General features: G+C 64.1%; 12 protein-coding genes and 5 pseudogenes. 10 read left to right on the top strand and 7 right to left on the bottom strand.

Annotation, left to right across the window (positions count from 1 at the left end; translation table 11 throughout):
- From ACH4DZ_RS36665 to ACH4DZ_RS36630, 8 genes and pseudogenes are all read left to right on the top strand, one after another.
- On the top strand, window positions 1-816 hold the full coding sequence (locus tag ACH4DZ_RS36665; RefSeq protein WP_398292680.1) for a hypothetical protein: 816 nt from the start codon (window positions 1-3) through the stop codon (window positions 814-816).
- Window positions 817-1,017: 201 nt separating this feature from the next.
- Window positions 1,018-1,512 carry a transposase gene (locus ACH4DZ_RS36660; RefSeq protein ID WP_398292810.1) on the top strand — a complete coding sequence of 165 codons (495 nt, stop codon included), beginning with the start codon at window positions 1,018-1,020 and terminating at the stop codon, window positions 1,510-1,512.
- Window positions 1,478-2,779, top strand: a complete 1,302-nt coding sequence (locus ACH4DZ_RS36655) for a transposase (protein ID WP_398292678.1) — start codon at window positions 1,478-1,480, stop codon at window positions 2,777-2,779. The genes ACH4DZ_RS36660 and ACH4DZ_RS36655 overlap by 35 nt, the downstream gene beginning before the upstream one ends.
- A 361-nt stretch (window positions 2,780-3,140) precedes the next feature.
- A complete protein-coding gene (locus ACH4DZ_RS36650; protein ID WP_398292676.1) occupies window positions 3,141-5,366 on the top strand; it encodes an ATP-dependent nuclease in 2,226 nt (741 codons plus the stop codon).
- A 106-nt stretch (window positions 5,367-5,472) separates the two neighbouring features.
- Complete coding sequence (locus ACH4DZ_RS36645; RefSeq protein WP_398292675.1) at window positions 5,473-6,576, top strand: transposase; 1,104 nt, start codon at window positions 5,473-5,475, stop codon at window positions 6,574-6,576.
- A gap of 30 nt (window positions 6,577-6,606) precedes the next feature.
- A pseudogene (locus tag ACH4DZ_RS36640) lies at window positions 6,607-7,041 on the top strand (transposase); the annotation flags it as partial.
- Between the two features lie 510 nt (window positions 7,042-7,551).
- Window positions 7,552-11,145 (top strand): hypothetical protein, encoded by a 3,594-nt coding sequence (locus ACH4DZ_RS36635; RefSeq protein ID WP_398292673.1) that lies wholly within the window; start codon window positions 7,552-7,554, stop codon window positions 11,143-11,145.
- A 414-nt stretch (window positions 11,146-11,559) separates the two neighbouring features.
- Window positions 11,560-12,399, top strand: a complete 840-nt coding sequence (locus ACH4DZ_RS36630) for an IS5 family transposase (protein WP_398292671.1) — start codon at window positions 11,560-11,562, stop codon at window positions 12,397-12,399.
- On the opposite strand, the gene ACH4DZ_RS36625 is transcribed toward ACH4DZ_RS36630, so the two are convergent.
- The 3 genes and pseudogenes from ACH4DZ_RS36625 to ACH4DZ_RS36615 all read right to left on the bottom strand — a co-directional run.
- Window positions 12,362-12,715 (bottom strand): helix-turn-helix domain-containing protein, encoded by a 354-nt coding sequence (locus ACH4DZ_RS36625; protein ID WP_398292669.1) that lies wholly within the window; start codon window positions 12,713-12,715, stop codon window positions 12,362-12,364. The genes ACH4DZ_RS36630 and ACH4DZ_RS36625 overlap by 38 nt on opposite strands.
- A 1,269-nt stretch (window positions 12,716-13,984) precedes the next feature.
- Complete coding sequence (locus ACH4DZ_RS36620) at window positions 13,985-14,896, bottom strand: pentapeptide repeat-containing protein (protein WP_398292667.1); 912 nt, start codon at window positions 14,894-14,896, stop codon at window positions 13,985-13,987.
- 426 nt (window positions 14,897-15,322) lie between these two features.
- Window positions 15,323-15,634: pseudogene (locus tag ACH4DZ_RS36615) on the bottom strand (phosphohydrolase); the annotation flags it as partial.
- Between ACH4DZ_RS36615 and ACH4DZ_RS36610 the strand changes: the two are divergent.
- A pseudogene (locus ACH4DZ_RS36610) lies at window positions 15,587-16,193 on the top strand (transposase); the annotation flags it as partial. The pseudogenes ACH4DZ_RS36615 and ACH4DZ_RS36610 sit on opposite strands and share 48 nt — an antisense overlap.
- A gap of 260 nt (window positions 16,194-16,453) precedes the next feature.
- Here the strand turns inward: ACH4DZ_RS36610 and ACH4DZ_RS36605 are convergent.
- The 4 genes and pseudogenes from ACH4DZ_RS36605 to ACH4DZ_RS36590 form a co-directional block, all read right to left on the bottom strand.
- Window positions 16,454-18,535 carry a CHAT domain-containing protein gene (locus ACH4DZ_RS36605; RefSeq protein ID WP_398292665.1) on the bottom strand — a complete coding sequence of 694 codons (2,082 nt, stop codon included), beginning with the start codon at window positions 18,533-18,535 and terminating at the stop codon, window positions 16,454-16,456.
- An 83-nt stretch (window positions 18,536-18,618) separates the two neighbouring features.
- Window positions 18,619-19,017 (bottom strand): hypothetical protein, encoded by a 399-nt coding sequence (locus ACH4DZ_RS36600; protein WP_398292663.1) that lies wholly within the window; start codon window positions 19,015-19,017, stop codon window positions 18,619-18,621.
- Window positions 19,018-19,250: 233 nt separating this feature from the next.
- Window positions 19,251-19,526 (bottom strand): hypothetical protein, encoded by a 276-nt coding sequence (locus tag ACH4DZ_RS36595; RefSeq protein WP_398292661.1) that lies wholly within the window; start codon window positions 19,524-19,526, stop codon window positions 19,251-19,253.
- Window positions 19,523-19,665, bottom strand: a pseudogene (locus ACH4DZ_RS36590) (IS5/IS1182 family transposase); the annotation flags it as partial. The gene ACH4DZ_RS36595 and the pseudogene ACH4DZ_RS36590, both read right to left, overlap by 4 nt.
- Here ACH4DZ_RS36590 and ACH4DZ_RS36585 point away from each other — a divergent pair.
- Window positions 19,665-19,817, top strand: a pseudogene (locus ACH4DZ_RS36585) (IS5/IS1182 family transposase); the annotation flags it as partial. The pseudogenes ACH4DZ_RS36590 and ACH4DZ_RS36585 overlap by 1 nt on opposite strands.
- Window positions 19,818-19,825: the final 8 nt, after the last annotated feature.

The following is a 19,825-nucleotide window of genomic DNA, read 5'->3' as shown; positions in this document are numbered from 1 at the left end:
ATGGAGAACTTCGACGACAGCACACTCGACGAACTCGCCGCCATGGTCTGCGGCGATGAGCCCGGCATGAAACGACGGCATGGATGGGAGCTGGCACTCTTCCTCCGCCGGGCCAATTGGGAAGACGTCCCCGATCACGACGGAAGCCCACGGCAGCGCTGGATCCTGGACCTCCTGCGCGAACGGAAAGAGGACGACGCCGGCGACATCGAACGTGTCGTCCTGCGACTGGCCGACCGCCGCGAGTACCAGCAACAGCCCAGCGAATACGACCCCGTCATCGAGCGCCTTCAAGAAGTCCTGGCCCTGGAAGGCCGCCGCATCGACTACCGAAATGGCCAACCCGTCCTCGTCGACTACGACCCCGACGAACCACCACGCCTCCAGCGGGTGGAACTCAAAGTAGCCATCATCGACATCGTCGCCGACCCGGACCTGGCCCGCGCGGTGCAACTGCGCCTCGACGAGGCACACATCTGCCAAGAGCACGGCGCCTACACGTCCGCGGTCATCATGCTCGGCAGCCTCCTGGAAGGCGTCCTGGTCCACGCCGCTGAAGCCAGGCCCGCAAGCGTGGCTCTATCCAGGCCACTACGCGCCACCGGGTTGCAGGATCTGGTCCAGCACGCCCACGCCAACGGGTGGATCGACCAGGACGCGAAGATGGCCTCGGAGTTGCTGCGGACTTACCGCAACCTGGTCCACCCTCTCGCGGAGAAGCGAGCCAAACACAGCGCAGACTTCGACACGGCCGATCTGTGCTGGTCGACGGTCAACGCTGTTCTCAACGATCTGGCGGCGAGCAAACCCCAATAGATACGGAGCGTGAGCGGCACCTCGGCAGACGTACGCCCTGCTGTCGGCGTACGCAGTTAGATGGCTCTGGCAAGATTTTCGGATGCTGTTGGTGATCTTCGCTCGGTGGGGTGAAATTCGTCGTTGTTGTCCCTGTTGATCTCGTTGTGGTGGTCCGCTGAGGGGAGCGGGGCGGATCGAGCGGTCGGAGGGGTGACCGCGATGGCGATGGGTTTGGGCACGGGTCGGGGGATTCCGCCGTTGACGGTGCGGATAGCCAGGGCGAGCAACCCGCGGGGCACCACGGCGATGTGGATGCGGGACCGGCTGGACGAGTTGTTCACGGACGACGACTTCGCCGACTGGTATCCCGCGGACGGCCGGCGGGGCCTGTCGCCAGCCCGGCTGGCCATGGTGTCGGTCCTGCAGTATGGGGAGAACCTGACCGACCGCCAGGCCGCCGAAGCGGTGCGCTGCAGGCTGGACTGGAAGTACTGCCTGGGCCTTGCCCTGGATGATCCGGGCTTCAACCACTCCGTCCTGTGCGAGTTTCGCGACCGGATGGCCCAGGACGACCGCGCGGACCGGCTGCTCGCTTTGATGGTCGACCGCTTGGCCGCCGGCGGGCCTGCTCAAGCGGCATGGGCGGGTGCGTACCGACTCCACCCATGTGCTGGGAGCAATGCGGAAGCTGAACCGGGTGGAGCTGGTCACTGAGACGCTCCGCACTGCCCTGGAGGAGGTTGCCAGGACGAACGAGGAGTGGCTGGCACCGCTGGTCACGGTGGGGTGGGCGGAACGCTACGGGCGCCCGGTCCGCTACGACCGGCTGCCCCGGTCCAAAGAGAAACTGGCTGCCCACGTGCTGCAGGTCGGCGAGGACGGCATGAGCCTGCTCCGTGCGGTCCACCAGGAGGGTGCTCCGCGCCGGCTGCGGCTGCTGCCGCAGGTTCAGGTGTTGCGGCAGGTGTGGGTCCAGCAGTTTTGGTACGACGCGGCGGGGCAGTTGGGCTGGCGCGGTCCGAAGGACCGTCACGACCGGCTCAGCCGCCGTGATGCCCCGCGCCGCTCCGACGGCCCGGGCGAGGGCAGCCCAGGCATCGGCACCGCACGGGTGCCCTGGTCGCGGGAGGAGATCGTCACGCCACACGATGCCGAGGCCCGTTTCGCCCATCGGCCCGGCAAGGCGGCCTGGGTCGGCTACAAGGACCACCAGACGGAGACATGCGATGGCACCGGACCGAATGTCATCGTCCACGTAGTCACGCAGCCGGCCCCCGAACAGGACGTTTCCGTCCTGGAGTCGATCCATCACGCCCTGGGACGACGCGACCTGCTGCCCGCCGAACATCTCGTGGACTCCGGCTATGTCACCCCGGCGGCCATCCTGCGGGCCACCACCGCCTATGGCGTTACCGTGCTCGGCCCGGTCCGGCTGGTCTCTCCCCGACAGCACCGCCCCGGCTTCGACAAGAAGGACTTCCACATCGACTGGGACCGCCACACCGCGACCTGCCCACGCGGAGTGACCAGCCCGCCCTGGAAGACGACCCGCCTCGACGGTCAGACAAGCCACTCAGTGCTCTTCCCCCGCGCCGCATGCCGAGAATGCGCGGATCGACAGTCCTGCACCGGCAATGCCGACGGCCGGGGCCGCCACCACATCCTGATGCCCCGCCCGCTGCAGGAGATCCAGAACCACGCGCGCATCGAACAGGAAACCCATGCATGGCAGGCCCGCTACGCGATGCGCGCAGGCTGCGAGGCCACCGTATCCGAGACTGTCCACGCCCATGGCCTGCGCCAATGCCGCTACCGAGGGCTGGCGAAAGTGCACGTACAACACGTCCTCACCGCCGCCGGGGCCAACGTCGTCCGCCTCAGCGGATGCTTTCCCCCAGGAACTGCACCACCCAGGCCCGCACGGCCGCTCACCCCGTTTCAGCGGCTCTGCCGGAACAGCACCGCAAAACGTGCCAGTTGACCAATCTCACCAAAGGTCACCAACAGCATCCCGACTACGGGCCAGAGCCGAACGTTTTACAGCCCCAAGCACGGAGCCAAGACTTTTTGATTATCTCGGAATGAGGCGGATCCACGGTCACTCTTTCGAGTGATTCTTATGGGCGAGGCTGTAGTTGCGGTCAACGACCATCCGTGCCTGTACGTCACGAGAGTGGCCGCTCCGCTCGTGGGGATCCGTTGCGCGCCAACGGCGTTTAAGTGAAGCGGCGTTGGCGGCCACGCGACTCGAAATCTTGGCCTTGGCGTGATGCTGATGACGCCCTCAGTGTTGGTCAGTCGCGGAGGTGAAGTCACATGGACCTCTAGGATGTTGGTTCGGCTTGATCATCCTCTGGAGCACCATGCGCCTCGAACACATCAGGATCGACAACTTCCGTGGACTGGACCACGTGGACATGCCGTTCTCCCGATTCGGCTGCCTCATCGGTGAGAACAACGCGGGGAAGTCGTCAGTGTTTCAGGCGCTGAACATGTTCCTCCGCTCGGGCGCCGCGATCGCCACCGACTTTCTGAACCCGGCGCGCCCCATCCGCATCCAGCTCACCTTTGCAGGCATCGGCGCGACAGATCTGCAGCGCCTGGAGGAAGGCCACCGTTCACGCATCGAACCTGTGGTTGCGGACGGACGTCTGACCCTGGCGCGGACGTACAAGGGGGCGGGCAAGGGAGAGATGTGGATAGTTCGGAAGGTGCCGAGCGACCAGCGCTTCAGGAAGGGGGCCTTGGAGGGGGTTCTCAGGCCCAAGATCTCGACCGAGGAGCTTGAGGCGAACGTCCAGCACACCTATCCGGAGATCTTTGCCAAACTGTCGGGCAAGATCAACCGAGCTGCGGTGAAGCGAGAATGGGCCGACTGCGTCGCGGCTCTTGAACCCCATGAGTACACCACCGGCGACGACTCGCTGATGACCGGCTTGGACAAGTCGGTGGCCCCCCTGCTGCCGGAGCCGATCTACATTCCGGCCGTCAAGGAACTCAACGACGACCTCAAGACCAGCTCGACAGCGACGTTCGGACGTCTGCTCTCCATCCTGTTCGAGGACATTGAGCACCAACTGCCCGAGCTCGAAGCGTCATTCGACAAGCTTCGAAGCCAGTTGAACGTAGTGGCCAAGGAAGACGGAAGAGAGTCGGACGATAGGCTCCGGGAAGTGCGCGAGATCGAGTCGCTGATCCAGCGCAACCTTCAGGAGTCCTTCCCTCGGGCGAGCGTTCGCCTGGAGATTCCTCCGCCGCGACTACGCAGCCTGCTGGAAGAAGCGCATATCGCTGTCAACGACGGCATCAGCGGCCCGTTCAAGACCAAAGGCGACGGCCTGCGCCGGTCCGTGGCTTTCGCTCTCCTGCGAGCCTACGTAGATCTGAAGACCGCGAAGCCGACTCGACCAGACAGCACTCAACAGCCCTGCCTGTTGTTGTTCGAGGAGCCCGAGGTGTTTCTGCACCCACAGGCGCAACGCAAGCTCTTCGAGGCCCTGACCGTCTTCTCCGACTACAACGATGTGCTGGTCAGCACACACTCGTCGGCCTTTTGTGCGCCTGGAGCGACCGGTACCTTCGTGAAGGTGGTCAAGGACCACACCTTGGATCCGCCGGCCAGCCGGACCTGCGTGATCGACCTGTCCGACATGGATGCCCGGGATCAGTTCGAGATCATCACGCACGAGAACAACGAGGCGGCGTTCTTCGCCACCTCGGTACTTCTGGTGGAAGGACCAAGCGACCGCACCCTCATCCCTCACATTGCGCGCACCCTCAGCCCGCAGTGGGACTTCGACAAACAGGGGACGGCGATCGCCAAGGTCGAAGGCAAAGGAAGCATCGAGCGATACCGCCGCTTCTTCCAGCGCTTCGAGATGAGAGTCGCGGTCGTCGCGGACCTGGATGCCGTACTCGACGGGTTCGACAAACTCGGCGCGAGCGCCGGCTGTCGGCAGCTGCGCGACAAGGTCGTCTCGAAGGTCAACGAACTCGTAGAGGACGAGGACGCCAAGGTGTCCGCCGGCACGCTCAAGAGCCTGAGCAAGAGTGGTACTGCACGCGCTCTGTGGGAGCATGCACAGCTCAAGAGCGCGGAGCATACGGAAGGACTGTGCGTGTTCGAGGAGTTGGACGCAGCGGTGAAGGCTTTCTTCGCCCGCTCTGCCTCCGGCACCGCTCGGCGGATTCTCGAAGAAGCAGAGAACTCGGAGCTGGAGAAAATGAAGCTGGAGCTGCTAAGCATGCTTCGCCGTGAAGACATCTACGTCTGGGAGCGGGGGGCGATCGAGGCCTACTATCCGAAACTTCAGCCCAATGAGTCGAACAACAAGAACGACCGGGCTCGCATGTTCTGTGAGCACTACACCACGGCCGATGCCATCCGCGGGCTGCCAGTGTTCAAGGAATCGACCATCTGCGAGTTCGACCTCGTCTTTGAGGCATTCTTCGGGACCTCTCGGCCGCAGACAGAGGTAGTTCAGATTCCCCAGCAAACCACCGAAGGAAACCCGGCATCTGTGCTCAATGTCCTGACCCCAGGCGATGGCGTGTGCAAGCCACTTTAGCCTCAATGCCGTGACTCTGTTGGCGATCTTGCCGGGGGTGCTGACAGGTCGCCTGTTCGGCGGTTTGCTGGGATGAGGCGGGGTGGTTCCGGGGAGAGGGCCGGCGATGCTGATTCGGGACCGGCTGGATGTGGTGTTCAAGGACGGGGAGTTCGCGGACCTGTATCCGAAGGACGGGCGGCCGGGCTTGTCGCCGGGGCAGTTGGCACTGGTGTCGGTGCTGCAGTTCGCGGAGGACTTGTCCGACCGTGCGGCCGCGAACGCGGTCCGTACCAGGATCGACTGGAAATACGCGTTGGGCCTGGAGCTGGACGATCCCGGCTTCGACCATTCGGTACTGTGCGAATTCCGGGCCCGGTTGGCCGAAGCCGACGCCGCGGACCGGCTGCTGCAGTTGATGCTGCACCGGCTGACCGAGGCCGGACTGCTCAAATCCGGCGGACGGCAGCGCACCGACGCGACCCACGTGCTCGCGGCGGTACGCACGCTCAGTCGGCTGGAACTGGTCGGCGAGAGCCTGCGGGCCGCTCTGGAACAGCTCGCCCAGGCGGACCCGGACTGGCTAATGCCGCTGGTCGAGCCGGGGTGGGACAAGCGCTACGGGCGCAAGGTCGAGATCGGCAAGGTCCCCGGCGGGAAAGCCGGGGTCACCGCCCTGGCCGAGGCCTTCGGCCGCGACGGACAGAAGATCTTGGCCGCCGCCTGGGCGGCCGACGCCCCGCCCAGGCTCCGGCTGCTAGCGCAGGTGGAGGTCCTGCGGCAGGTCTGGGCGCACCACTACTACTGGGATCCTCGCGGGCGTCTGCGCTGGCGCGACGGCCACGCATTGCCGCCGGCGTCGCTGCGGTTCGACTCCCCGTACGACACTGATGCGCATTACTGCGTCAAACGCGACACCGCATGGTCCGGCTATCGCACCCATTTCACCGAAACGTGCACGTCAGAACTGCCGGAGGCGGTCGTGCACGTGGCCACTACGATCGCCCCGGTCCAGGACGGCAAGCTCACCGCCCAGATCCACGACGACCTCGCGGCGATCGACCTCACTCCGGCCGAGCACGCGGTCGACGCCGCCTATGTCAGCCCCGCGCAGATCGAACGCGCCCGGCGGGTGCATGGCATCACCCTGCTCGGCCCGGTCGCACCCGACCACAGCCACCAGGCCAAAAGCGGAGCCGGGTTCGACAAGGCCGCCTTCTCGATCGACTGAGAGCACCGCCGGGCCGCCTGCCCCCAGGGCAACCTCAGCCGCGAGTGGCGGCCTCTGCGCATCAGCGGACACGACTACATCCAGGTCAAGTTCGGCAAGGCCACCTGTCTGGCCTGCCCCGTGCGCCCGCAGTGCACCGACGCGGTCAGTGGTCCGCGCTCGCTCGCGCTGCTGTCCACCCGCGAACTGCATGAAATCCAGCAGCACAACCGTCTCGACCAGCGCACCGAGGACTGGCAGCGCCGGTACGCGATACGCGCCGGCATCGAAGCCACCCTCTCCCAGAACGTCCGCGCCTACGGCCTGCGCCGAACCCGCTACCGCGGCTTGCCGAAAACACACATCGGGCACGTCCTGACCGCACTGGCCTGCAATGTCACCCGCATCGCCGACTGGATCGCCGAACCGACCCGTCCCCGGCGGGCACCCAGCCACTTCCGCGCCCTCTGCACCGCCCCCAAGTGACCCCGGAAAGATCGCCAACAGAGTTACGGCATTGGGTCTAAGTCATGCTGAGACAGGGCCATCCTGCACCTCCCGCGTAGAACTGCCTGTTCATTACGAAGAGTTGCACGATGGCCCCACCTTGCGGGCAGGGAGCGAAAGCCCATCGCCATACGCCCCCGGCGCACTCCCTAACCTTGATCGGCTACACCACGTCAAGGGACGCCATCGCGCTGGGAGCACTGGCCAATGCTGCGGCCCCGCGAAGCGCCGCCTCGGAGCCCGTTGCGCTCTCTCAACCGTCGGTTGAGAGGGGACCGGGATGAACAGCCTTGGCGCGTATGCGTGGTGAAGCCCGCATCTTGTGCCGCGGCTGCGAAAAGCGGGCACTGTCAGTGCCCGCCAGTAGGGTCTTAGCTGGGCCGTATGCCACTCGTGGGCGGCCCGCGTACCGTGTTGGGAGAGCGCGTGGATCCGGTTTCACCCTCTGTACTGGCCAAGTGGGCGGGGCCTATGGCCAGCCGGTTCGCCATGAACGGAATTCAGAAACTCACCCGTAATCGGCGAGTGGCGCGCGCTGCCGCCAAGAGGGCGGCGGCGGCCGGAGTGCCGATCACTGCGAAGTCGCTGCGTGTGTGGCTGCCGCGGGCGGACACGGCCCAGCAGCTGCGCCAGTGCACCGAGCACTCTCTTGATGAGGCTGCTCGGCAGCTGACGTATGTGATCCCGGGCAGGGAGGCCGGACAGAGACAGGTGGGTGCGCTGCTGGTCCTTCAGATCGTGATGGAGGAGTACGTACGTTCGGCAGTTCCCTCGGAGGCGTCGCTTGTCACCGGTGACTGGGGGCGGCAGACCACGCGGGAGGACGGGGCCAAGACCCGGGAGCAGGTTCAGGAACTGCGGGAGAATGTCCTCGGCCGCATGGACGTCCGCACGGATTTCGGAGATGCTCTGCGCACGTTGAGCCCCTGGTCGGCGCAGGAAGCGAGGCGCCTTCGCCCGGCGTGGCCAGCCGTAGAGAGAGTTGTGGGGATTCTGGCCGGGGTGGAGGCAGCGCGCGGGTCCGTTATTCGGCAGTGGGTCGATCAGGAGCCGGCGTGGCTACAGGAGGCGCCTGCTGAGGCGTTGGGTTGGCTCGGTCAGCTTGCTGCCGACTATGACGCACAGGGTGCTTCCCGCCTGTTTTTCGAGCAGTGTGCCCGCGAGGGCGGATACCCCCGTGATTTCTTCGTGGCGCGTGCGGCGCTGCAGGCGGGCTCCCGCACGGATGAAGAGGTGCGGGACTACCTTGCGGCGCATCAGGACACTACGTCGTCGCTGCTGAACGCGCTGTGGGCATGTGTGGACGAGGACTGGGCCGAGGGAATCGAGCAGTTGGGCCGATGGGAGCCGCACAACGCGCTGGCACAGGCCATGAAGGTTCAGCTCGAAGCCGAGGCACTGATCAAGGCGGGCCGGTCGGCCGAAGCGCTGGCTCAGTTGCGGGCCGCGGACCGGGAGGTGCCTTTCACGGGCGTCGCTGTCAGCCTGGCCAGCGCACTTCTGCAGCACGCCGTTCACAGCCGCACCTCGAATCGACTGGCGGCTGGCCAAGAGGCTCTGGCGGTGGCGGTCCGCGCCAGGAAGAGCCGCCGCATCTGGTACGGCGACAGCGCTGAAGCGGCCCGGCTGGCCGTGCAGGCGGCCGTGCTGAGCGGAGATCTGTCTACTGCGTGGAAGCTGACCCAGCCGGAACCGGATGGTGAGGCCCAGCCGCAGGAGGCGAACGACAACAGAATGCAGGAGCAGACCGCCTTGGTGGCGGCTATGACCGGCCGACAGCAGGAAGCTGAGCAGTTGCTGGCCGGCATGACGAACGCCTTTGTACAGGCCCACGTCAGGGCGGTGATCGCAGAGTCATCTCTCGCAGACGACAACGACACCTCGGAGATGAAGGGGCTGTGGCTTCGAGTCTGGGAGGCAGCGGATACCGAAGGGGAGCAGCTGACCGCGGCTGCGGGCCTGGCCGCGGCGGGGGCAGATCTGCCAGATCTGAGTCACCTCAGGGCTGATTTCCCTGCCCCTGTCGCTGAGTTCGAGTTGCTCGCCCGGGCGCTACGGGGCAGCGAGGGAGACGAGTTGGCGGTGTTGCGCGCCAACGTCACCCAAAGCCCGATGATCGTGGTGAAGCTCGCAGAGCGTTACCACCGCGGTGGGAACGTCGTGTTGGCGGCTGAGACTCTCAAAGACGGGGCTGATCACTGGCGTGACGCCCGGCTGATGGCCATGGCCGTAGGGTTGTTCCAGGAGGGCAGGGAGTATGCCCGTGCTCGGGAGTGCGCCGACGCTGCGCTCAGGACGGCCGGGGCCGGCTGGGCAGGGCAGGGCCGCATGTACGCCCTGCTCGTCGAGGTCGAGTCGACGGACGGGCGGATGGACCGTGCCACGGACGCGGCCATCAGCCTGCTCGCTCTCGATCCCCTGAATCCCGAGGCCCGCTGGGCTCTGGTCAAGTGCTACGCCGCCCGAGCACTGGGTGAACAGGCCTGGCAGATCCTCACCGAGCAGGGCGAGCCGCTGGATCCCCGCAGCCGGGACGAAGCACTGCTGTGGGTCGGGTTGGGGGCAAGTTTCTCTGCGGACCCGCAGTTCACCGGTCGTGCCCTCGCCTTGATGCAGCGCTGGCCGGAAGACGAAGAACTCCTCGGTCGGCTTCTGGGCGCGCTCCATTGGCGTGCTGCGGAACCTGCGGAGCCTTTGTCCGAGGAGGAAGGAGAACAACTTCGCGAAGCTACAGCGAGCTATCTGGAGCGTTTCCCGGACAGCACTGTCTTTCGGGCCGTCTCGTTCGGAACGCCGGAGAACCCTCTCGAAAACCTCGCGGAGGAACTACGCCTCCACCACGAGAACAACAGGGAGATCCGGGAGAAGGTCACAAGCGGTGAGCTGCCTGTAGGGCTGCTCGCCCTGGCCGCGGGCCGAAGTTATGCCGAGGCTTGCATGCGCCGTACCGCGGAACGGCCGGTGGCGTACGCCGCTGATATCCCTCTTGACCCGGCCGAGACGCTGGCGGTGCAGACTGCGCGGAACGGACGGGTGATGTTGGACACCAGTGCGGCCGCTACGCTCGCTCTGCTGGAGGGCGGCGTCTCCGAGCAGCTGATTGGCCACTCGCAGGTGGTCATGACGACTGACCAGCTTCTGGCTGACGCGCTGCAGGCCAAAGAGTCCATTGCGCTGCGGTCCGATATGACACTGGCTTGGGATGAGAGCAGCGCGAATGCAGCCGTCCTGACATCGACGCCGGAACATCTGGCCGCGCTGCGGTCCACCGCAGCGCGGCTGGTGGAGATCATGCAGTCCGCTCCCCGGGTGTCACGGCCGGAGTTGCGCAGCCTTCCGCGACTGCCCAACAGCCGTCGTGGCACGGCATGGCTGACGGCCGTTGACTACGCCAAGGAACACGGCCACATTGTGTGGAGCGACGACCGAATCCTGCGCGCTGTCGCACGGTCGCAGGGCGTGGCCGCCTTCGGCACGCTCGCTCTCATCGACGCCTGCCTGAAGAGCAACCTGATGGTGTCCCAGGAGGGCTTAGTCATCAAGGCCGAGCTGCTCCGAAACTACTACGTCGACATCCCATTCTCCGCCGACCTCTACAGTGCTGCGGCGCAGGCCGACAGCTGGCAGGCAAAGGCGGTTGCCGTGGCTCTGTCACGGCCAAGCGCATGGTCCGACGCACAAGCCGCAGCGGCATTCGCCCTCCACGCTGCCTCCCAGATCATCGGATCCCTGCCGCACGAGGCCTCGGCATGGCTCAGCGCCGCCTACGCCGGCCTGTATCGGGCAACGCTGCCCTCGCACCGGGCGCGCAACCTCCAGGTCTTTACCTGGCAGGTCCTCGCCCAGCCATGGATCTCGGCCTCATCGCTTCCGTTCGTCCTGGCGGGCCTGCACGCCGGCAGGGAGGACGTAGCCGATACCGACACCCCGCTGCAGGCCGCGCTCACCCAGTACTACGGTGCCCTCATCGACCAGGTGGGCCACATCGCCGCCGCCAGCACACTCATGAGTCTGTTCGCCCTCACCGACGAGAAGGACAAAGCCACCGCGGCGCGCACCGTGTTGACCTACCGCGCCCGGTAGACAGCAGGAAGCAGCAGCGCCCGGCAAGCCTGCACTGTAGCCCGACGCCTACACCGACGCTGTGTAGGCGGAAGAGACGCCCAGGGCGAGGGCGTCAAAAGGTGCGGTGCCGGGCAACCACATCTGCTCCATGTCCCGGCGCCCCAAGACTCTGAAAACGACACCAACTCGACCGAGACAGTACCAAACGCTCAGTCAAAGAGCGTTTTGTCCTGGCGAGGTTGTTTGATGGCGCTTCTAGGGGTGGCTGGACCTGCGACTGCTGAGGTGAAAGTGGTTGATGCAGTCTGTGGGGCGGAAGACTCCATACCTTTGCCTGTTTGAGTCGAGTCGCTCCTGTCTGATCCCAGAGCGCCCTCGATTGACGCCGTTTGCGCCCTGGGGAGACCTCGTACGCGACGGTACTGCCGAAACATGACGCGACAGCGCCCGTATCCCAGCGACCTGTCCGACGCCCGCTGGGAGTTGATCGGCCCCACGCTCACCGCCTGGCGGGCCGAACGCGGAGGCAAGAGCCTGGACATCGGCCGCCGACCCGAGCACGACCTGCGCCGCATCATGGACGCCATCTTGTACGTCGACCGCACCGGGATCCCCTGGCGATACCTGCCACACGACTTCGCGCCGTGGGCAACGGTGTACGGCTACTTCGCCACCTGGCAGAGGGAGGGTGTCTTCTACCGGCTCAACGGCCTGCTGCGGCGCCTGGTACGCGAAGCCGAAGGCCGGGATGCCGAGCCGAGCGCCTGCGTGCTGGACGCACAGAGCATCAAGACTTCCGCCAACGTGCCGGCCACCGGCCAGGGCATCGACGCAGGTAAGAAAATCCCAGGTCGCAAGCGCCACATCGGCGTCGACACCCTCGGCCTGCTGCTAGCCGTCTGGGTGACCGCGGCGAGCGTCTCCGACAACATCGGCGGCATCCACCTGCTCTCCCAGATCTCCGCCGCCACCCCTCAAGTGACCAAAGCCTGGGCCGACACCGGCTACCGGACCAAGGTCATCGACCACGGCGCCCGTCTCGGCATCGACGTCGAAGTCATTCAACGCGACCCCGGCGTCAAAGAATTCAAGGTGATTCCCCGACGTTGGGTGGTCGAGCGGACCTTCGGCTGGCTGATGCACCACCGCCGTCTCGCCCGCGACTACGAGACCCACCCCCACCGCTCCGAAGCCATAATCCACGTCGCAATGATCGACCTTATGAGCCGACGACTCACCAGCGAATCCACTCCGAACTGGCGTGACACCTGAACCTGGAACCAAACAACCTCGCCAGGACAAAACGCTCTTTAAGGGCGTCGCGTACGGCAGGGACGTCGTCCTGTTGCCGCTCGTCTTCCATCAGGACGGTCTGTCCGAGCAGATCCCCGAGGGCCACCCGCAGGACGCGCGACAGCTCAGTGAGCATGTCGATCCGCGGCGGATTCCGGCGCCCTGTCTCGATCTTCGCAAGCCAGTCGGTGCTGCGACCGACCAGGCCAGCCAGCACTTCTTGCGTGTAGCCGCGACGCTTCCGGTAGAACGTGATGCGCTCACCGATGCTGAGGTGATCTCCAAGGCCACGCATTGAGGGCTGCCTCCTGTCTGGTTGATGGGGGCGCGATTTCACGTTACAGAGCCTGCTACGGGGCGTGCAGCCAGCCGTGACGAACGAGTGTGAACGGCCCCACACACGAGGACCCGGACAGAGTGTCCGGGTTTCCCGTAGGCAACCAGTGCGACTACATCCGGCCAACGATCCCAAACCGTAAGTGGAGCCAACCGCGACCATTCACCTCTTCACTCGATTTCGCACAGCAAGAACTCCCAAAATGAAGAGCGTTGGCACGAGAAGGCGAGCGAACATCTCAATATAGGACCCTAGATTCGTCAAGCCATTCTCCGGCCTACGGAAAACCACTGAACTGATCGTAGCTCGACTGGCTTTTTCAAACCGCTTGAGACTAGCTCTGTCACTCATCGCCAAATCCAGTGATGGAGTCGAAGTATTAACTTCAAGGGTGATTCGCCCATTCACTACTTTTCCCGTAGTCACGGGTGCAGGACTACTGGCTGGCACACCAAACATCATCAGAAGTACCGACGTCACACACAAGGCCACCAACAAAGCCATGAACGCGCGCGTGGCACGCAAACCATACCCGGATACCGCCCAATAGAGAGTGAGGAGCATACGCTCAGCTCTAGGCCGACTTCCGTCATGTCGACGCATCTCCATTTCACCGTAGTAGAAGTCCGCAGCATCTGGCTCATTCTTCGAATCTTCCAGAGATTTCCTCAGTTCCCTATACGTAGCAGCAAGATGCTTCGGATGATGAACGAAATCGCGTCCGCCGCGTGTACCCTGCTTCGGCCCTTGGGTCCACCCAAGGCTGGACCCGGTAATCGATCGCCAATACTGTTCTTCAGCCAGGGTTACTCGGCGAGTCGGACGAATCAACGGGATTCCAAAGAAACGACGCCAAGCCGTCGGCGCCTCAGGAAATCGATACGCGCCTTGGAGACGAATCTGATCCAAATGAATCGCGCCAGTGAACTCGCACTGCGACAAGTCCACATCGCGCAGCACCAGATATGCGACGTCGACTCCGCGGACTGAAGAAATAGATGCCTCTGGGCTGATGTCACGACTTGCAAGAGCCGACTCGTCCACTACTGCAGCGCCGGACTGGCCCGTAGTTGTGAAGGGTCTAGGGTGCGCAGAGAGGGAGACCGGTGCATCAAAAACGGCATCAGTGAAGTCGACTTCCGCATATCGAACCTTAATGATGGCAGAAGTATCAAATCGAGTACGCCGAAATCGCATACGCAGAGAGGATGCCTCAATTGTCACCGGCTAGGCGAACTCCGCGCCAGACCAGTGAAGGGTACCAGCGCACAAAAGAGGGCCGACATGAGTAGCAACCGGAAAGGTGGCTTGATCAAATCTAGCCGAGCTCCCAAAATAGGTATTATCAAAGCTTACAGTCTGATGAAATTCAGCCCCACTAAAAGAAGCTGCCCCGGCGAGCGATGCAGCGCGAAAATTGACAGATCTCCGGAACGACACTTTTTCGAACTGTGACTGCTTGAAGAATTTCGCACCATTGAACCGAGCGGCACCATCAAAAGATGCATGATTCAGATGAGCGGCTCCAGTAAACGTGCAGTTCTCGAACTGTGCGGCGCCGGAAAAATGACAGCCTTCCATCCGCAAAATATCGAGAAAAGTTGCGCCACCAAACGCAACAGATTTCTTGAACAAGGAGTTCCTGAACCATGCGCCACCACGGAAAGTGGCACCGGCGAAGTAGGACTCATCGGAAAATACTACGTTCGAGAGGTGAGCGGCACCGAGAGAAGCCTCGACGAAATAGGCCCCCCTGGCGAAAACGGAGCCCGTGAAGGATGCTCGAAGCCGAATTTCCACATTGTCAAATCGCGCATGCTGTTCAAATCGAACACGGTCAAAAATGCCTCCACCGCCAAATGAAGCACGCTCGAATCGCGAGGCTCGGGAAAATCGACATGCCCCAAACCTTGCCTTTCCCTTGAAGGTGGAGTCTCGGAAATCTGCATTTCTCTCAAAAAGTGCAGAATCGAAAACTGCTTCGTTCGTAAAGTGAGCTCCTTGAAAGACTGCGGCACCCTTAAAGTGGGAATTTCCTAGTTTCACGCCGTCCGGGAAAGAAGCCTCGTCGAAACGTGCAGCTCCAAAAATGGGTTTCTGGAACGTGCCATGAGTCAAGGCTGCGATGATCTGTTCCAAATGGGCAGCACTTACAACGGTGCCGCGGTGATCAATGTCGGCGCCAGGCTGCAGCGACGAAAAATAGGTCTGACGCTCAGCCTCTTCAAGGTGCTCTAGGCAGTTGCGGTAGGAAGCAGTGGGTTGCCCGGGACAAGTCGTAGTCCCGGTTTCCGAGACAACGGTCGAGCCGCAAGCCCGCCGGCCTGACATAGAAGACGAGGTCGCTGATGTACTCACTCAGCCAGAGATAGCAGCACGCGGCGGGGCTGTGGGCCAGTTCCGACGGTTCTGCCCCACACCGGACTCGTCTTCACAGCCGGTCATCCTCCCGGATTCAATGAGCTGCGTACGAGCAGCGAGACGACGCAGGTCCTGTTTCGACCCACCCAGCAGACCCGGAGATAGTCGACATCCACCCGCCACGGACCGGACGCGGACGTCTCCCTACATCGGCTGACGCTTGACCGCAGCCACCCGCTCCAGCACTCGCGACGTGCACGCAAGGATCTCCGGCTCTGCGCGCCGGATGAACGTTCCGATCAGACTGCCCGGCCCGTATCGCCCCGTGATCTCGTTGACTCGGTCGATCGGATTCGTGGGCGTGCCGTCCGGCGTCGTGTTCATGTCGCAGTAGCAGAGCGCGTCGTTCAGGTGGGCGTCCTCGCGCGGAAACTCGCTTTCCAGTTCCTCACGTAGGCCGCGCGCTTCCGCTTCCATCCACGCGCACGAGTGGTGGGCTACGAGGTTCACGACCCTCGGCGCTCGGCCTGGGCCGGCCACCTCGCCCAGCTGCCGGTCATCGAAGGCATCGTCATCCGTCTGCAGGTCGACCACCTGCGCGGCGACCGCAATCCCAAGCCGATCTGGCTGTGGTGGTCGGCCACCGGCGCCACCTCCGGGGACGTGGACCGGCTCTGGCAGGCATTCCTGCGCAGGTTCGACCTGGAACACACCTTCCGCATGCCCAAACAGACCCTGGGCTGGACCACACCCAAGCTTCGCGAGTCGGCCGCCGCGGATCGGTGGACCTGGCTCGTCATCGCCGCCCATACCCAACTCCGCCTGGCCCGGCCCCTGGTCGAAGACCTCCGCAGACCCTGGGAACGACCTGCCCCCCCAAGGACGACTCACTCCTGCTCGCGTCCGCCGCGGATTTCGCCGCCTCCACGGCACAACCCCACAGCCGACCAGTGCACCGAAACACACTGCAGCCGGCCCAGGCCGACCCATCGGCATGAAGAACAAGCACCGTGCACGCCAAAGAGCCGTCGGAAAACGGAACTCGTCAGCCCTCACAAGAAGCAAAACTGCATAAATTCCAAGCTTAGGTCGGTGATCCACTCCGAAGGCTGTCGGGACGACCAGCACGATGAGAGCAGCCGACTGTCGTCACAGGCCCGGATGCGGTTGACCACTAGCCCGACCACGGCCCGCCGCATCCGAACTACCAAGGTGACCATGCAGGTCACAGCGTTGCGCAACCGAGCGCGCAACCGAATGTGCAGTCCCTTGCGCAACCAGGAACCCGATTGTGCAGACCCCACCGCGCTGCACGGACAGTGCCGTGGTGAACCCTCAACCCCTGCCGATGAAAGCGAGGCCGGCCGCGCCGGGGCGGAGATCCATAGGTAGGGCCAAGTGGGCTTGGCGCAGGGCTTGAGACAGGGGTACGCCCCGGCGTAGATGCCGGTCATAGGTGTCGGCCAGCAGACGTCCGGCCAGTTCGTCGTCAACGGCCCATAGGCCGCCGACGATCTGCGAGGCTCCGGCCACCAGGCAGGACAAAGCGGCGGCCGTAGTGTCGGCGCGCTCGGTGGGCTTGGCTGACCAGCAGCAGCCCAGGACGACCACCGGGGGCAGCCCGAGTCGCAGCAAGGCGGCAGGCGAGGAGGGGCCGTCCGGCAATAGCATGCGGTATTCGAAACCGTCGCTCTCCGTGCCGTGAACGCTGACAGTGAGGATGTCGTACGAGGCTGTCTCCAGCGCGTTCCGGAGTTCTGCAAGCGAGTGCACCCGGGTAAAGCGGATGTGCCCCTGGGCGTTAAGTTGTTCCAGAGCCTGGGCTTCGAGACGGGAGCCTTTGAGCTCGATCTCGTCGAAGATCCCAATCACTCGGGGTACGACGAACACCTGGGCAGGACGAGACCGCAGCACCGCACCCGCTGACATGCTGATCGTCAGGTCTGCGACGCCACATGGGGCGAGCTCATTCCAAGGCATCGCCCAGGTGACTGAATCGGGGACCACAAGGATGCGCGCATCTGCGGCATCGGGATTGACGTCGGCGAAAAACAGGTCGGAGACCCGCTGAACAGCCTCCACAGGGGCGTTCTCAGAGTCCTCATCTAGGCATTGGGCCAGCGCCTTGCCTTCGGTCTCAGAAACGTGGGTGCGCCGTACGAGCGGAAGGGGATGCGAGGGACGGAGGGTCACGACCGTGAGGTAATGCTCGCCGACCCCTGCACCGGTGTAGTTCACCCAGACAACGTGATGCCCAGGTATGCCTTGTGCGATCTCAACCAGCGTCACCGGCGTCGTAGTCTGCGCCAGGAAGTCCACAAGCGTCATGTCCGCGCGGGCATCGGTGTCGTACGCACCGCTGTCCTGGGGACGACCGACGGCGGTGCCGCCCCGGAACTCGCCTATGAAATCCGCAATTTCGGCAACGATTTCGGCGTCGTGACCCGCCTCATGAAGGTCAACGGCCCTCATCAGCAGACCCGTGAGGAGCAGCTCGACGTTTGTGACGGTACGGGCGGCGAATACGTTGTCGGCGCAAAGTCGAGACAGACACGCACGTAGGGCGGTCGGTGAGGGCAGCAGTTCGCCCTGTACCCGCGCGGCTTCGGCGTATAGGCGCATCGCCGACCTAAAAGGGCTGGGGGGCAGTTCTTCGGCGCTCTGCTCGTACCATCCTGACGCCTCGACGTAGTCGCCCCGGAGAGCGGCCTCGGAGGCGTGTGCCATGGCACTGTCATGCGGCGTGACGCTCGCTAGGGCGGAGGCCACCATCTGGTGGGCTCGGTCCCCCGGGTCGACCTTGGTCGCTACCCGCGAGAACTCCTGCTCCGCAGCCAGCCCTTCATCGATACGGCCGTCGGCGATCAACAGGCGGGACCGGTAGAAGGTGACGAGGGCCTGGTATCCGGGTGTGTTGGCGACCGGTGCCAGCGCCTCTACCGTGGCCCGGAGGCGTTCGATGTTGCTCGTCGAGTGCGCGGCGTAAGCGATGGCGCTCAGAATCCTCACGCGGCGGGTTCGCCGCCCACTGCGGTCGACCTCGTAGAGCAGTGCGCGTAGGACGGCATCGACCGTAAGGGATCCGAGGACGTACAACTGCTGCTCGCTGGAGATCGCTGACAACAGGTACAGGATCGACCGATCCGGCCCGTCCGGCGCCAATTCGGTGGCTATCCGGCGGCACTGCGCCGCCTCCTGCACCCGCCCTATTTCCTCGAAGTGCCCGCCGGTCTCGTCCAAAAGCGACGCCAGGAGGCGGCGTGTGAGTGGCTTAGGGGAGGCGCGGGCGTAGTGTTGATCAACAGCTTGAACGATGTGATCGAGTCCGGCCGAATACACCGGCCGCCGATCCAGCACCTGGTAGAGCCTAGTAACGGCGCGGACATCGATCGCGTCGACATCCTCCAGGTCGGTCAATAAATCCACTTTTAGGTGCCGCCGGACCGCAGTGACGACCAGCGATCGGAAACGGCTTCGCCAAGCACCCATGGCCAGGCCGATCAGACGGCGTCGGTGTCGCGGACGGCGGCCGGGTCGACCTGACCAGCACTCTGTGTGGGAAGGATCGTCCGTCGAAGCAGTCGCTCGATCTCCTCCACAGTCGCCTCCCCGTCGAAGCGGATCTGGCCGTTCGGGCCAATGGCCTCGACATACATCCTGACGCGGTCGTCGGTGCGGCTAGCCCGACGCCGGGACGCAAGCGAGCGGATAGCTCCCGCCAGATAAGCAACGGTCTGCGGGGCCTGCAGCAGGGCGATAACCGTCGCGGTCCCACCGATGAAGTCCCCATCAAGTCCCCACTGGGAGCTCCGCCGGCCGCGAGTCTGCGTCGCGTGTCCCTCAGCTACCAGGAGCTCCGCGAGCTCGCCCGGAACGCTCATCTTGATGGTGTCGCTCATGTATGCCCTCTCACCGATCAGGCCGCCACACTGCTCGCGATCCCGAGCCGATACCTCAACTGACGTACTTTCCGTGCAGTATGGCCCGGCAATCGCCACAGCATCTGGTATTTCATAATTCCCATTCCACCTCCCTTACACATGATGGAGCTGTCCAGAGCGTCGCCCGAGCCCCCTCCATGAACACGGGCTCTCACATCGGCCGGCACGGACGTAACGGCGCGCCGGCCGTGTCAGCCGCAGTCGTTGTTATTGATGCACAGGGAGCGGGTGGTGTCGTTGAGGTTGTAGCCGCGCAGGTCGTGGATGGAGCCGCCGCTCCTGGTGACGCACACCCAGCGCCCGCCGTCCTCGCGCCCATGCTCGGCCTGCACGTCATCACCGCCCAGCAGTGGCGACATCGCGCCGTCAACGACTGGACCGCCTATCTTGAGGCCCGACTGGCAGACAGCGACGGAGAACCGGGCCACAGCTGAGATGACGTTCCGGTTGAAGACCTGATAGTTCATGGGTTGTGCCAAGTTATGGGCGTTTGCCGGTTGTTCGTTTCGCGAGATTGGAGATCATCGCGAGGCGGATCATGCTCTCGGAGTGTGCCGGTTTGGTCTCGTAGTCGCGGGCGAGGCGGCGATGCATCATCAGCCAGCCGCTTGGCCCGCGCCTACGAGGCCCTTCCACACCGCTCCGAAGCCATGATTCAACTCGCCATGACCGACCTCATGGCCCGCCGTCTCACCGGCGAGAGCACCGTCTCCTGGCGAGACCCGACACCAGCACACCAAAGCTGCATCCAGGGATGAAACGACAG

This window comes from Streptomyces sp. NPDC017991 (genome assembly GCF_044328075.1).
GTDB lineage: Bacteria > Actinomycetota > Actinomycetes > Streptomycetales > Streptomycetaceae > Streptomyces.
This window is presented reverse-complemented; position numbering and strand designations above follow the sequence as displayed.

Coding starts and splice junctions, on each gene's coding strand:
- ACH4DZ_RS36645 (WP_398292675.1), top strand. CDS start 5,473: ATGCTGATTCGGGACCGGCTGGATGTGGTGTTCAAGGACGGGGAGTTC.
- ACH4DZ_RS36635 (WP_398292673.1), top strand. CDS start 7,552: ATGAACGGAATTCAGAAACTCACCCGTAATCGGCGAGTGGCGCGCGCT.
- ACH4DZ_RS36625 (WP_398292669.1), bottom strand. CDS start 12,715: ATGCGTGGCCTTGGAGATCACCTCAGCATCGGTGAGCGCATCACGTTC.
- ACH4DZ_RS36630 (WP_398292671.1), top strand. CDS start 11,560: ATGACGCGACAGCGCCCGTATCCCAGCGACCTGTCCGACGCCCGCTGG.
- ACH4DZ_RS36665 (WP_398292680.1), top strand. CDS start 1: ATGGAGAACTTCGACGACAGCACACTCGACGAACTCGCCGCCATGGTC.
- ACH4DZ_RS36655 (WP_398292678.1), top strand. CDS start 1,478: ATGCGGAAGCTGAACCGGGTGGAGCTGGTCACTGAGACGCTCCGCACT.
- ACH4DZ_RS36595 (WP_398292661.1), bottom strand. CDS start 19,526: ATGAACTATCAGGTCTTCAACCGGAACGTCATCTCAGCTGTGGCCCGG.
- ACH4DZ_RS36660 (WP_398292810.1), top strand. CDS start 1,018: ATGGCGATGGGTTTGGGCACGGGTCGGGGGATTCCGCCGTTGACGGTG.
- ACH4DZ_RS36600 (WP_398292663.1), bottom strand. CDS start 19,017: ATGAGCGACACCATCAAGATGAGCGTTCCGGGCGAGCTCGCGGAGCTC.